The sequence below is a fragment of the Actinotignum sanguinis genome (assembly GCF_030230305.1).
Lineage (GTDB): Bacteria > Actinomycetota > Actinomycetes > Actinomycetales > Actinomycetaceae > Actinotignum > Actinotignum sanguinis.
On the sequence record NZ_JASPCQ010000005.1, the window covers coordinates 58,412 to 71,679 of the forward strand.

General features: G+C 60.4%; 12 protein-coding genes and 2 tRNA genes. 13 read left to right on the forward strand and 1 reads right to left on the reverse strand.

Annotated elements, in window-relative coordinates:
* Positions 1-3 precede the first annotated feature (3 nt).
* Together recF and QP828_RS04125 are read left to right on the forward strand one after the other, a co-directional pair.
* On the forward strand, positions 4-1,212 hold the full coding sequence (gene recF, locus QP828_RS04120) for a DNA replication/repair protein RecF (protein ID WP_274732557.1): 1,209 nt from the start codon (positions 4-6) through the stop codon (positions 1,210-1,212).
* The gene (locus tag QP828_RS04125) at positions 1,202-1,792 is read left to right on the forward strand and encodes a DciA family protein (RefSeq protein ID WP_274732555.1); all 591 of its coding nucleotides are present in this window, start codon (positions 1,202-1,204) and stop codon (positions 1,790-1,792) included. The genes recF and QP828_RS04125 overlap by 11 nt, the downstream gene beginning before the upstream one ends.
* A 9-nt stretch (positions 1,793-1,801) precedes the next feature.
* On the opposite strand, the gene QP828_RS04130 is transcribed toward QP828_RS04125, so the two are convergent.
* Positions 1,802-2,173 carry a metallopeptidase family protein gene (locus tag QP828_RS04130; RefSeq protein ID WP_274732654.1) on the reverse strand — a complete coding sequence of 124 codons (372 nt, stop codon included), beginning with the start codon at positions 2,171-2,173 and terminating at the stop codon, positions 1,802-1,804.
* Positions 2,174-2,321: 148 nt separating this feature from the next.
* Between QP828_RS04130 and gyrB the strand changes: the two genes are divergently transcribed.
* The 11 genes from gyrB (at position 2,322) to deoC (ending at position 13,263) form a co-directional block, all read left to right on the forward strand.
* Positions 2,322-4,403, forward strand: a complete 2,082-nt coding sequence (gene gyrB, locus QP828_RS04135; RefSeq protein WP_274732553.1) for a DNA topoisomerase (ATP-hydrolyzing) subunit B — start codon at positions 2,322-2,324, stop codon at positions 4,401-4,403.
* A 14-nt stretch (positions 4,404-4,417) separates the two neighbouring features.
* Positions 4,418-7,036: a DNA gyrase subunit A gene (gene gyrA / locus QP828_RS04140; protein ID WP_274732551.1), complete on the forward strand. Its 2,619-nt coding sequence runs from the start codon at positions 4,418-4,420 to the stop codon at positions 7,034-7,036.
* Between the two features lies 1 nt (position 7,037).
* Positions 7,038-7,697: a DUF3566 domain-containing protein gene (locus QP828_RS04145; RefSeq protein ID WP_274732549.1), complete on the forward strand. Its 660-nt coding sequence runs from the start codon at positions 7,038-7,040 to the stop codon at positions 7,695-7,697.
* Positions 7,690-8,379, forward strand: coding sequence for a YczE/YyaS/YitT family protein (locus QP828_RS04150; RefSeq protein ID WP_126135084.1), 690 nt, complete (start codon positions 7,690-7,692; stop codon positions 8,377-8,379). Before QP828_RS04145 ends, QP828_RS04150 begins: the two co-directional genes overlap by 8 nt.
* Positions 8,380-8,582: 203 nt before the next feature.
* A tRNA-Ile gene (locus tag QP828_RS04155) sits at positions 8,583-8,656 on the forward strand.
* Between the two features lie 17 nt (positions 8,657-8,673).
* The gene (locus tag QP828_RS04160) at positions 8,674-8,799 is read left to right on the forward strand and encodes a hypothetical protein (RefSeq protein WP_274732546.1); all 126 of its coding nucleotides are present in this window, start codon (positions 8,674-8,676) and stop codon (positions 8,797-8,799) included.
* Positions 8,799-8,874, forward strand: a tRNA-Ala gene (locus tag QP828_RS04165). The genes QP828_RS04160 and QP828_RS04165 overlap by 1 nt, the downstream gene beginning before the upstream one ends.
* Before the next feature lie 434 nt (positions 8,875-9,308).
* Complete coding sequence (locus QP828_RS04170) at positions 9,309-10,568, forward strand: ATP-binding protein (protein WP_274732544.1); 1,260 nt, start codon at positions 9,309-9,311, stop codon at positions 10,566-10,568.
* Between the two features lie 148 nt (positions 10,569-10,716).
* Positions 10,717-11,484, forward strand: a complete 768-nt coding sequence (locus QP828_RS04175) for a GntR family transcriptional regulator (protein ID WP_274732542.1) — start codon at positions 10,717-10,719, stop codon at positions 11,482-11,484.
* A gap of 82 nt (positions 11,485-11,566) precedes the next feature.
* Positions 11,567-12,535 (forward strand): ribokinase, encoded by a 969-nt coding sequence (locus tag QP828_RS04180; RefSeq protein WP_274732540.1) that lies wholly within the window; start codon positions 11,567-11,569, stop codon positions 12,533-12,535.
* A gap of 23 nt (positions 12,536-12,558) precedes the next feature.
* A complete protein-coding gene (gene deoC, locus QP828_RS04185) occupies positions 12,559-13,263 on the forward strand; it encodes a deoxyribose-phosphate aldolase (RefSeq protein WP_274732538.1) in 705 nt (234 codons plus the stop codon).
* Positions 13,264-13,268: the final 5 nt, after the last annotated feature.

The following is a 13,268-nucleotide window of genomic DNA, read 5'->3' on the forward strand; positions in this document are numbered from 1 at the left end:
TGAGTGTACATCTCTGACTTAGCGCTGGCGGATTTTCGTAACTACCGGCGTGAAGTGGCTCGTTTTCGCCCCGGGGTGACTATCCTCGTGGGCGAGAACGGTCAGGGGAAAACCAATCTGGTGGAGGCCATCGCCTACCTCGCCACCCTCACCTCCCATCGAGTTTCCTCCGATAATGCACTGATTCGCCAGGGCGCGACCGCCGGCGTGGTGCAGGCACGGGTGATGCGCGGCGAATCACCGACCACCGTGGACGTAGAAATCTATGCCGGGCGCGCTAACCGAGCCCGCCTCAATCGCGGTAATGTGCGCCCGATAGAGATTCTCGGGACTATCCGCGCGGTGCTTTTCGCACCCGAAGATCTTTCCCTGGTGCGCGGGGAACCGGCGGTGCGGCGTGCTTTCCTGGATGACCTCATGGTGCAGCTTCGCCCGCGTCTCGCTGCGGTGAAAAGTGAGTACGAACGGGTGATCCGCCAGCGTGCCGCCCTCCTGAAAACTGCCGGGGCCGCCCGCCGGCGCGGAAAAAGCGTGGATCACGCCGCTATTGATGTGTGGGATGAGCAGCTGGCCGGGCTGGCCGCCCAGATCGTAGCCGCCCGCGCCGAACTGGTGGCGCGGCTCCGCCCGTACGTCACGGAAATGTACAATATCGTGTCCGGTAACCGCGGGCACGCCCGCCTTGATTACGCGGCGAATGCGTGGCGCGGTACCTTCACCCTCCCCGATGCTGCGGCGCTATTAAACGACGACGACGCCAGCTGCCACGCCGTCACCGCCCAGGAAGATGCACTGCGTGATGTAGAAACCGCTCAGGCCTTGCTGCGTTCCCAACTCGATGAACGCCGGGATCAAGAAATTGAGCGCGGCGTGAATCTGGTGGGCCCGCACCGCGATGACCTGCGTTTGTCTTTAGGAACCCTGCCGGCTAAAGGCTATGCCAGCCACGGGGAAAGCTGGAGTTACGCACTGGCGCTCCGGCTGGCCTGCTGGAAATTACTGAGCGAAGATGGCGAACCCATCCTTCTCCTCGACGATGTTTTTGCCGAACTCGATGCCCGGCGCCGGGAGCGCCTGGCTGAGCTGGTGGCCCAGGCCGACCAGGTGATTGTGACCGCGGCGGTGGGCGATGACCTGCCCGAAACCCTGCGCGGGGACCGCCTCCATATCGCGGCGGGCAGCATTACCGAGGAGGTCCGCGATGGCGCGTGAGGCTGGCGATATCTTCGCACTTCATGCTCTGGACGCCGCTCGGGAAGCAGCTTTCCGGCGCGGAGATGTGCGCACCCGCCGGCCCGCCGCGGCTTCCCGGTACCTCGCGGCAAACGGCACGGGCGCACCCGGCGAAGCCGGCGCGGCTGACCGCATCGGTGATCCGGTGGCCACTCCCGGCCCGGGCTGGGGTGATGTGGGATCTGGGGCTCGGCCCTCCTGGCGCGATCCGCACCCGGTTGGTGAACTCCTGGCCCGAACCATCCGCGACCGCGGCTGGCAAAGCCACCTCGATATTGCCTCTGTTTCCGCGCGCTGGGACGATATCGTGGGACCGAATGTGGCGCGGCACTGCCGTATTGAAGATTTTTCCGACGACGGCGTGCTCACCCTGCGCGCCTCCTCCACCTCGTGGAAAACCCAGATGCGCGCGCTCCTTGCCACCCTGTCCGGGCGGATTGCCGCCGAAATAGGGGAGGGGATTGTCAAGGATATTGTTATTTTGGGCCCGCATCGGCCCAGCTGGAAGCACGGGCTCCTCTCAGTTCCCGGCCGCGGCCCCCGAGATACCTACGGGTAGTTGTGCTAGCTATTCCCAGCCCAGGGCGTGCAGGGCGTCGTCGTCCAAACCGTAAAAATGCCCGACCTCGTGGATAATGGTGACCCCGATTTCCTCCACTAATTCTTCGCGCGTTTCGCACCAGCGCATCAGCGGGCCGCGGAAAATAAAGATGCGGTCGGGCAGCAAGCCGGCGTCGTCACCGCGGTCGGTTAGCGCTATACCGTCGTAAAAACCGAGCACCGCGGGGTGGCCGTTCTCATCGTAATCTTCCGGGCGGAGCATATCGGGCTCAGGCTCTTCTTCCACTAAAAACACCACATTGGGAAGGGACGCGAGAAAAGCCTCGGGCAGCAGATCGATGGCATCGGCCACCGCCTCCTCGAATTCTTGCTCGGACATCTCCAGCACAGCGGTCCTCCGTCTCAGTTTCTTAGCTGCTTATAGGCTAGAATAGACGAGGGACTCTCCAGCGTAGGTACCTACTAGAACGGCGGTCAACGCGGGAGAGGCCCATTTTTGAGAGTTAGCCTGAAGGAGTGTTCCGCGCGTGTCGGAAACAATGAGTCATCCCGAGCCGGAACAGCGCCCGGTTCAGCAGAGCCCTGCGCATCACGTCGGTGAAGTATCCCCCGATCAGTCTTATGATGCATCGAATATTACCGTCCTCGAAGGCCTCGAGGCGGTACGTAAGCGCCCCGGTATGTATATCGGCTCCACCGGGGAACGTGGTTTGCACCATCTGGTCTACGAAGTTGTGGACAATTCGGTTGACGAAGCGCTGGCCGGCTACGCGGATACCATCACGGTAACCCTGCGTGAGGATGGCGGGGTGCGCGTGGAAGATAATGGGCGCGGCATCCCCGTGGATATGCACCCCACCGAGGGGCGCCCCGCGGTGGAAGTGGTTATGACCGTGCTGCACGCCGGCGGTAAATTCGGCCAGGGCGGCTACGCGGTATCCGGTGGCCTGCACGGTGTGGGTGTATCCGTGGTGAACGCGCTATCCACCCGGATGGAAACCATCGTCAAGCGTGATGGTTATGTATGGCGGATCGCTTATGAAAACGGGGTCCCCACCCGGGAACTTGAACGCGGGGAAGAAACCACCGAAACGGGAACCACCCAAACGTTCTGGGCCAATCCGGATATTTTCGAGACCACGGATTATGATTTCGAAACACTGCGCAAGCGTTTCCACCAGATGGCCTTCCTCAATAAGAACCTGCGCATCAACCTCATTGATGAACGTACCTCGGCTACTTCGGAAGGCGATGAAGTTACCGGGGCGGAAAGCGAAACCGCGGCGGAAGTCCCGGCGAAGCGCGAAGTATCGTATTGCTATTCCGGCGGCTTGCTTGACTACGTCAAGTTCCTCAACTCGATGAAAAAGTCGGAGATCATCAATAACGACATTATCTACTTCGAAGCTGAAGACGATGAGAAGCAGATCGAAGTGGAAGTGGCCATGCAGTGGACCTCGGCCTATTCCGAATCGGTCAATACCTTCGCCAATACGATTAACACCACCGAAGGTGGGATGCACGAAGAGGGCTTCCGGTCCGCGCTCACCTCGGTGATTAACAAGTACGCGCGTGAACACGGGCTTCTCAAGGATAAGGACCCGAATCTTTCCGGTGATGATGTGCGTGAAGGTCTCACCGCGGTTATCTCTGTGAAACTGGGTAATCCTCAGTTCGAAGGCCAGACCAAAACAAAGCTCGGGAATACCGAAGCGCGCACCTTCGTGCAGCAGCAGATGTACACCCAGCTCAGCGACTGGCTCGATTCCCACCCGGGCGATGCCAAAGAGATTATTCGCAAGGGCACCCAGGCTTTTGCCGCCCGTGCCGCGGCCCGCAAAGCCCGCGAAGCAACCCGGCGTAAATCCGTGCTGGAATCAGCCTCCATGCCGGGCAAGCTGAAGGATTGCACCTCGAATAAACCCGAAGAATGCGAAATCTTTATCGTGGAGGGTGATTCCGCCGGCGGTAGCGCCGTCAACGGGCGCGATCCGGAACACCAGGCCATCATGCCGATCCGCGGCAAGATCCTCAACGTCGAAAAGGCCCGCCTGGATCGGGCACTTTCCTCAGATACCATCCAATCGCTTATCACCGCTTTCGGTACCGGCATCGGTGATGAATTCGATATCGATAAGCTGCGCTATCACAAGATCATTTTCATGGCCGATGCGGATGTGGACGGCTCGCATATTGCGACCCTTCTGCTCACCCTGGTGTACCGCTACATGCGCCCGCTTATCGAAGCCGGGCATGTTTTCCTAGCTATGCCCCCGCTCTACCGCATCAAATGGACGAATGCCCCGCATTCCTACGTGTTCTCGGATCGGGAACGCGATGAGGTTCTCGAAGAAGGTAAAGGGAACGGCTGGCGGCTACCCCGCGAAGAATCCCAGCGCATCCAGCGCTACAAGGGTCTGGGTGAAATGAACGCGGAAGAACTGTGGGATACCACCATGAATCCGGAATTCCGCACCCTCAAGCAGGTCTCCATCGGGGAGGCCGCCGCAACAGACGAAACCTTCAGCGTTCTCATGGGCGAAGATGTGGATTCCCGCCGCGGCTTCATTCAACGTAATGCGCACGACGTGCGCTTCCTCGATATCTAGGATTTGTCATCATTATGAGCGAAAGCGAAACGACGTCCACGTATAATCACGGCGCGATTATGGAGGTGGATCTCCAGCGTGAAATGGAGAGCTCCTACCTCGATTACGCCATGTCCGTTATTGTGGGCCGCGCGCTGCCGGACGTGCGCGATGGCCTCAAGCCCGTGCATCGGCGCGTTATCTACGCGATGTACGACGGCGGATACCGGCCCGATTCCTCCTTCTCCAAGTCCGCGAAAATCGTGGGCGATGTGATGGGGCACTACCACCCGCACGGTGATGCCGCGATTTATGACACCATGGTGCGCCTGGCCCAACCCTGGTCCATGCGCTATCCGCTGGTGTCCGGGCAGGGCAACTTCGGTACCTCCGGTGATCTCGGGGCGGCCGCCCCGCGTTACACCGAGGCGCGCATGGCGCCCCTCGCCCTGGAAATGGTACGGGATATCAAGGAAAATACGGTTGATTTCGAGCCGAATTACGATGGCTCACTCATGGAACCGTCCATCCTCACTTCCCGTTTCCCCAATCTCCTGGTGAACGGCTCCGAAGGTATTGCGGTGGGTATGGCCACCCGCATTCCGCCGCATAACCTCCGCGAAGTCAATGACGGCGTGCAGTGGTACCTCGCCCACCCGGATACTTCCCGGGAAGAACTCCTCGGTGAGCTCATGCGCCGCATTAAGGGTCCGGACTTCCCCACCGGGGCAACCATTCTGGGCACCCGCGGCATTGAGGATGCCTACCGGACCGGGCGCGGGTCCATCACCCAGCGCGCCGTGGTGGAAGTGGATGAGATCGGCGGGCGCACCTGCCTGGTTATCACCGACCTGCCCTACCAGGTCAATCCGGACCGGCTGCTCGACAAAATGGTGGAGGGCATCAAGGATGGCCGCCTCCCGGGCATTGCCGATATTCGCGATGAAACGTCCGGGCGGGCCGGCCAGCGTATCGTCGTCGTTCTTAAACGCGACGCGGTACCGAAGGTTGTTCTCAACAATCTCTACAAGCACACCCAGCTGCAAAATAATTTCCCGGCAAATATGTTGGCGCTGGTAGACGGGGTGCCGCGTACGCTTTCCCTCGATGGTTTCGTGCGGCACTGGGTCGCGCACCAGATGGATGTGATCCGCCGGCGCACCGAGTACCGCCTCAACGAAGCTCTCAAGCGCATGCATATTCTCGAGGGCTACCTCAAGGCTCTTGATGCCCTGGATGAAGTTATTGCGCTTATTCGGGCTTCGGCCACCGTGGATGTGGCCCGCACCGGCCTTATGGAGCTCCTCGATATTGATGAGGACCAGGCCAATGCGATTCTGGAAATGCAGCTGCGCCGCCTGGCCGCCCTGGAACGCCAGAAGATCCTGGACGAATACGAAGAAAAGCGGGCCCTCGTGGAGGACTACCGCGGTATTTTGGCCTCCGAGGATCGCCAGCGTTCCATTATTTCCGAAGAACTGCAGGCTATTACCGATAAGTACGGCGATGACCGGCGCACCACCATCCTCCCCTACGACGGGGAGATGAGCGTGGAAGACCTCATTCCCGAAGAGGATGTGGTGGTTACGGTCACTCGTTCCGGGTACGTCAAGCGCACCAAGGTGAGTGAATACCGCGCCCAGCATCGCGGCGGTAAGGGTATTCGCGGTGCTTCGCTGCGCGTAGATGATGTGGTTGATCATTTCGGGATTGCTTCCACCCATGATTGGCATTTGTTCTTCACGAACCTCGGGCGGGTTTACCGCCTCAAGGGCTATGAACTTCCCGAGGGTGGGCGCGACGCCAAGGGCCAGCACGTGGCGAATCTGCTGGCTTTCCAGCCTGGCGAAAGCATCGCGGCGGTCCGTTCGATTCGCAGTTACGATGACGCGAAGTACCTGGTGCTCGCCACGAAGTCCGGGCTGGTGAAGAAGACCCCGCTCGCGGATTACGATTCCCCGCGCTCGGGTGGCTTGATCGCGATTAAGCTGCGCGAGCTGGCGGATGGCAGCAGCGATGAGGTGGTGGCCGCTTCTCTCGTGGATGAGGCCGATGACCTGCTGCTTGTTTCCCGCCACGGGATGTCTTTGCGTTTCACCGCGAATGCGGAATCGCTGCGGCCTATGGGCCGGGCGTCTTCCGGGGTGACGGGCATGAAATTCCGCGGGGATGATTCCCTCCTCACCATGGACGTGGTGCATGATGATTCCCAGGTGTTCGTGATGACGGAACAGGGCTTCGCCAAGCGGACCAGCGCGGATGAATACCGGGTGCAGGGGCGTGCCGGCATGGGTATTAAGGTCGCGAAGCTGACCGAGGCCCGCGGGGACCTGGTGGGTGCGCTCATGGTGTCCAGCGGTGACGAGGTGCTCGCTATTATGGAATCGGGCAAGGTGATGCGTGCCGCGGTTGATGAAGTGTCGCTCACCGGCCGCAACACCCAGGGTGTTACTTTCGTGCGCCCCGATAAGGGTGACAGAATTATTGCCGTCGCGCGTAATGCTGAGGTGGAGATCGAAGAAGATGAGGTCCCCGCCGCCGGTGCGCAAGCGGCAGCGGAGGAACCGGCTACCGAATCGGAGCCGGCGCAATCCACGCAAGCTGCGGAATCTGCGGAATCGACGCAACCGGCCGCTGAAACCTTGGAGAACTGAGATGACAGAAACACAACACACTCCGGAACATCAGCCCGGCCGCGGGCGTGATCGTGCGGGACTGGAGGCAACCCGGGTGCGTGGCGCCATGCCCGCGGCTGCGGAGGGTCATAGCGGTCCGGCCGTTGCTTCCGCGCCCGCGCATTCTTCTTCGCGGCCGGGCGGCGCAGCTGGCGCGGCGGTGCGGGGCGCCAGCGGGTCAGCCGCCGCGGCGGGGCACACGGCGGTTAGCGGGCAGCGGGCGAGCGCCTACCCGCGGGTATCCGCCCCGGAAGGTGCTGCTCCCGCGAAGCAAACGGTGGGAATCCGCCGAATCCGCATGACCATCGCCAAGGTGGAGCCGATGTCCGCCATGAAAATCGGTTTCCTGCTCTCCGTGGCGATTGGCATCATGATCGTGATCGCGATGATGCTTATCTGGTTCGTGCTGGACGGCATGCACGTGTTCTCCCAAATGTCGGATCTTTTTGACACCCTCGGCAATGAAGAATTGCTACGGGTGGGGGAATACATGGAATTTGGCCGCTGGATGGCTTTCGCCGTGTTGGTGGGGATTATTCATATTGTGCTTTTGACCGCGCTTTCCGCGATCGCGGCTCTTATCTACAATCTCTTTGCGGCCCTGGTGGGAGGACTGCGCTTGACAGTCACCGATGAGTAGGGCGCATGCCCCGTGGTGGCTGTGGGTTATCCGCTACCTTGTGTTGGCCCTGGGCCTATTCATTATGGGCTTTGGTATCCAGCTGGCTATCGCTTCTGACCTGGGTACCTCCCCGATTTCCTCGCTCCCCTACGTAGTGTCGCGCATGACGCCCATCTCGGTGGGTACCCTCACCGGGTGCATGCACGTGGTGTTCATTGCGATCCAGTTGGTGCTGCTGCGCCGGGAATTCCCGCCGCTGGAATTCCTGCAACTACCCATGGCTTTCCTTATGGCCACGGGAATCGACGCGGCTGGCGCCATCCTCGGGCCGATCACCTATTCGAGCTACACCCAGCAGTGGCTACTCTGCCTGGGCGGGGTGGCGGTGCTCGCGGTGGGAATCTGCGTGGAAGTGAGCTCCGGGGCGGTTGTTAACGCCGGCGAAGGTGTGGTGATCGCCATCTACCGGAAAACAGTGCGCCGCTTCGGCGTGCATCGCTGGACTAATTTCGGCGCCATCAAGGTCTATAACGACGCCGCCCTGGTTGTTCTGGCCAGCGCATTGTCACTCGCGGTACTCGGGGAGCTTGTGGGCGTGCGAGAAGGCACCCTGGCGGCAGCGGTGCTGACCGGCCCCGCCATCCGCCTGGTGACTCCTTGGATAGGGGTGCCGCTCCGCCGGCTGCTGCGGCTGAGTTAGCCAGGCGGGGAGCGCGCGCCGGCTTCGCCGGCGCCGGCGTCGTCGTAACAAATACGCGCGAGAGTGCGGGAAAACGCGAGTTGGGGTGCGGTTTCCCGGGCGTGAAAAGGGTGTGTGCGCACGCCATCGAGTCGGTGTGACGCGAAACGCAAGCGAAACGATTTGGAAACAGCGGCTCGCCGGTGTAAACTCATGTGGTCACCGGGCCTATAGCTCAGTTGGTTAGAGCGCAGTCCTGATAAGACTGAGGTCGATGGTTCGAGTCCATCTAGGCCCACGGTTACGAGGAGGGTTATGAAACGGATTGTTTTCTTCCTCGGCTCACTTGCTGCTGGATGTTGTGCTGTCGCTGCCCTGGTGCACGTGATGGATGAGCATTCTCGTTGGCACCACGTTCCGGATCCTGCACCGGAATCTTAGGGGCTATGGCGCAATTGGTAGCGCACCTGCTTTGCAAGCAGGGGGTTAGGGGTTCGAGTCCCCTTAGCTCCACCAGATTTTCTTTTGATGCTCAGCCTTTAGTTTCCTTTGGCTTCCTCCCGTAAAATGCAGCCTCCCGGCGCTGGTACCGACAAATAGCAACAGCACAACGCGCGGGCTTGCAGGATGCAACTTCTCGACGCGGACGGTCTCAAAAAGCAACGCCACAGCACGGAGGCTCTGCAGAATGCAACGCCTTGAGTGAGAAGCTCATAGAAAGCAACGCCAGCACCTGATTTAGAAAAGTTAATGTAGTTGTGGTTGCTTTTTGTGGACCAGTCCGCGCTCCGGGGCCGGCTGTCACAAGGATATCCTCATTGAAATTGCCCGTGCGCTATAAACTGACGACTGGAATTCCCACAAACTGACGACTGGAATTCCGATAAACTGACGACTGTACGGTTCACAAACTGACGACTCCGCCCTAAAAGCGCGAAATACAAGGAAAAATGAAAGCAGGCGATATGGTTCAGGAAAGCATTTCCTACCGGCCCAGGCTCGCAGATCGTGAGCTTGAGGATGCGCTGGCGCGTGCAGGCGGTGTGCTCGTGACCGGGCCCAAGGGATGCGGGAAAACGGAAACGGCTCGCCGGTATGCCAAAAGTGCGATCCAGGCGGATATCGATCCTCAACTCGAACAACAATTAGCGGTGCTCCCCCAGCTTGTCCTTGAAGGTGATACCCCGCGGCTCGTAGACGAATGGCAGGTCTTCCCGGTGCTATGGGATTTAGCCCGGCATGAAATTGATCGGCGTCACCGCCCGGGTCAGTTTATTTTCACCGGTTCCACCGCTCCCGGTGAGGGCGCTGCTCGGCATAGCGGCGCGGGAAGGTTCGCGCGAATCGTCATGGGAACCATGACGTTCGCGGAAACCGGGCATAGTGACAGCGCTGTCTCCCTGAGTGAACTCGCGCAATTACCTTCGGGAACTGCGCTAACACCAACGTCCTCCGCTCTCACCGTTCCGGATATCGCGCAGCGGATTGTGCACGGTGGGTGGCCTGGAAACCTTGAGCTCAGCACGGAACAAGCTCGTGCTAATAATCGTGATTATCTGGAGACCGTGTGCGCCGTCGATATTAGAATTCCGGATAATACATATCGCGACCCGCAGCGCGTCGCGGCCCTCCTCACCTCCCTCGCGCGTGGTGTGGCAACGGAAATGTCCATGAGCGCGCTGGCGCGCGATACCGGTTTGGCACGTGATTCAGTACGTGAATACCTCGATTCTTTGCAGCGTATTTTCATTACGACGCCTCAGCAAGCCTGGCGTGCGCATCTGCGCTCTCCAGCGCCGTTACGAGAAGCGCCCAAGCACCACCTGGCCGATCCGGCGCTTGCCGTCGCCGCATTGCACGCGAGCGAGCGCGAGCTCTTGGATGATCTGGAGTTTTTCGGGCAGCTTTTCGAATCCCAGGTTGTGCACGATTTACGTTACCTGGCGCGTACCGATATTTATCACGGACGCAGCGCCGATGGGCTGGAAGTGGATGCCATTCTGGATATTGCTGGGCGAACGGTGCTGGTAGAAGTGAAACTTGGATCTGTTCCGAGCATTATTGACAGTGCCGCCGCGAATTTACAGCGTTTCGCGCAGCGGTATGTAAAAAGCCTGGATCCGCTCCTCGTGGTGGTGACCGGATCGGGCTTGAGTTATACCCGCCCTGATGGTGTGCACGTGGTGGCGTTCGGAAATCTCGGCGCCTGAGCCGTGCTGGTCGGGCCCACTCCCGCGCCCGCCAGCCCACCATCAGGAGTTTTCCAGCGCCCTTCCAGGCCGCGCGGTACCCTAGAGCTACCGGGCAAGGCAGCCCGAGCTAAGAACAGTGAAGTCCAGGAAGCGATGGTGAGGAACCATGCATAATGAGTCCCCGACTCTCGACCGCAGCGCCCCCACTCCCATTTTTCGGCAGCTCGCTACCTGGATGCGTGAACAAGTAAGTACCGGCGCGTGGCGGCGCGGCGATCAGCTTCCCATGGAAATCACCCTCGCGGAACAGCTCAATGTGGCCCGGGGAACTCTACGCAAAGCCGTGGATCAGCTCATTGACGAAGGTCTGCTGGTGCGAGTGCGCGGGCGCGGCACTTTTATCGCCCACGATATTGTGCGTTCGCCGCTCACCTCCTCCCTCACCACCCTCGCTGAGGAGCTTGAGCAGCGCGGAATTGACTACACCACCCGCGTCCTCACCCAGGAAGTCATTCCTGCCCCGCCGCCGATTGCTGTCGCGCTGGGAGTTGAAGGCAGTATTTTCCACCTGCGCCGCATGCGTGGCGACGGCGAAGGTTCCATCACCCTCCTTGATAATTGGGTGGTTCTGCCTCCGCTCTGCGCGGAACGTGCCATCCTCGTCAAACAGGATTACGCGGAAAATTCCCTCTTCGGCACCCTGGAAAGCGATCTGGGCATCGCCCTCTCGCACGGCAGCCGCACTATTTCCGCCATCGGTGCTGATCGCAATCTCGCGCGGATCCTCGGAGTTCCGCACGGATTCCCGCTCATCGATATGAAGCAGGTAACCTACGATGCTTCCGACCGCCCGGTCGAAACCTCGCGGATCTGGATTCGCCCGGATCGCTTGCGTATTCACTCCATCGTGCATCGCGCCCCGCTACCTTCCTAAACTTGTTCACTAGCTGTACCTACTTGTATGTGCTTGTTCACACTGCTACCCTCGCCTTAACGCACGAGTTCGAGGGGGAGCAATGCGAATACTTGTTGTCGGCGGCTATGGCGTCGGCCTGTCATTTTTCACCGAGCGCCCGCCCGTGGATGGCGAAACCATTTCCGGGGCCCGCTTCAGCCAGGAACACGGTGGCAAAGCATCGAACCAGGCTGTTGGGGTAGCTCGCTTAGGTATCCCGGTCAGCTTACTCACCGCTGTCGGTTCAGATTGGTACGCGCATGCCGCGCGTGAGATGTGGGCGGCCGAAGGGGTGGACGCCTCCGCCGCGATCACCAAAGAAGGCGTCACTATGGTCGGTGCGATTATTACGGACGCCACCGGAGAGAATCGCATTATCCTCGCCAACGGGGTTTTGGACCAGCTCAGCCCGGCGGATATCGGCGCGCACGCCGCCATTTTCGAAAGCGTGGATACCGTCCTTATTTCCTGCGAAATTCCCGCGGCGAGCGTGGCTCGCGCCATCACGTTCGGGCGCGCGGCTGGGGCGCGCGTTATTCTCAACCCGGCTCCGGTGCCACTCCTGCCCGAGCACGTCTTGCGGCAGGTTGACGTTATCACCCCGAACGAAACAGAAGCGCTTGCGCTCCTGCGCATGCTAGGGAGCGACGACGACGCCACCGCGCTCGCGGCCCTCTCACCCCAAGAAAAGGCCGCACGCATCGCTCAAGCTCTGGACTGCACCGTGGTGCTCACCCACGGGGCGGAGGGCTGCTATGTGTGCGAAAGCGGCGGCGAGCCGGAGAAAATCCCCGCGGAGAAACCGCGGGCTGTCGTGGATACCACCGGGGCGGGGGATGCCACGAATGCGGCGCTCGCGGCGGCGCTCACCTGCGGGGCCGGACCGGTGGAGGCGGCTCGCTTCGCGAATTGTGCTGGCGCACTCACCGTAGAAAAGGAAGGAGTGCTGCCGGGTATACCCAGCATTGATGATCTTCACACCCGCTTCGGTGCTGAACGCTGCGCCGTCGTGCTTTCACGTAACTCATAACAATCCGAACGGAAGGATAAATAATGGAAAAAACCACGCGTATTGCGCCGGAAGATATTACGAACCCGCGCGATTTAGCCCCGTATATTCAACATACCCTCATTAAGACCGGAACCACGCGGGCCGAATCGATCCGGCACGCGGAGCAGGCTATTGAATACGGATTCAACGCGGCGATGGTAGCCGGATCCCAGGTGCCCATTACCGCGAAGGTCTTGGAAGGTACCGGGATTGAGGTGGCTTCGGCTCTTGATTTCCCGACCACCGGGGTGATGACCTCGGCCGGAAAAGCGGCGGAAGCCGAAGCGCTGGTGAAAGCCGGCGCCACCCAAATCGATATCGGGGTGCAGATCGGGTGGCTCAAAGACGGCGAATACGACAAGTTCCGTGATGATATTGCCGGCGTCGTCGCCGCGGGTGTGCCCGTTAAAGTGATGCTGGAACTGCCGCTCCTCACCGAGGACGAACGCCGCGCCGCGGTGGAGCTTTCCGTGGAAGCAGGTGTGAAGTACCTCAAAAATGCGTCGTCCGGTTCGGTGGAAAAGGCGAGCGTCGAATCCATTAAGTTCTTGAAGAGCTTGGCACCCGCGGGCGTTCTCATCAAGGGATCAGGTGGCATCTCCACCTTTGACCATGCACTATCTTTGATCCGGGCCGGAGCGGCCCTGGTGGGATCGTCGAACTCGGTTGCCATTGTGACCGGGGAAAACGGCCACGAGAGTTACTAGGAGCA

Excerpts from the sequence above, each read along its gene's own strand:
- QP828_RS04130 (WP_274732654.1), bottom strand. The coding sequence starts at position 2,173 with ATGTCCGAGCAAGAATTCGAGGAGGCGGTGGCCGATGCCATCGATCTG.
- deoC (WP_274732538.1), top strand. The coding sequence starts at position 12,559 with ATGGAAAAAACCACGCGTATTGCGCCGGAAGATATTACGAACCCGCGC.
- QP828_RS04160 (WP_274732546.1), top strand. The coding sequence starts at position 8,674 with ATGAAACGGATTGTTTTCTTCCTCGGCTCACTTGCTGCTGGATGTTGT.
- QP828_RS04125 (WP_274732555.1), top strand. The coding sequence starts at position 1,202 with ATGGCGCGTGAGGCTGGCGATATCTTCGCACTTCATGCTCTGGACGCC.
- QP828_RS04145 (WP_274732549.1), top strand. The coding sequence starts at position 7,038 with ATGACAGAAACACAACACACTCCGGAACATCAGCCCGGCCGCGGGCGT.
- QP828_RS04175 (WP_274732542.1), top strand. The coding sequence starts at position 10,717 with ATGCATAATGAGTCCCCGACTCTCGACCGCAGCGCCCCCACTCCCATT.
- QP828_RS04150 (WP_126135084.1), top strand. The coding sequence starts at position 7,690 with ATGAGTAGGGCGCATGCCCCGTGGTGGCTGTGGGTTATCCGCTACCTT.
- gyrA (WP_274732551.1), top strand. The coding sequence starts at position 4,418 with ATGAGCGAAAGCGAAACGACGTCCACGTATAATCACGGCGCGATTATG.
- QP828_RS04180 (WP_274732540.1), top strand. The coding sequence starts at position 11,567 with ATGCGAATACTTGTTGTCGGCGGCTATGGCGTCGGCCTGTCATTTTTC.
- QP828_RS04170 (WP_274732544.1), top strand. The coding sequence starts at position 9,309 with ATGAAAGCAGGCGATATGGTTCAGGAAAGCATTTCCTACCGGCCCAGG.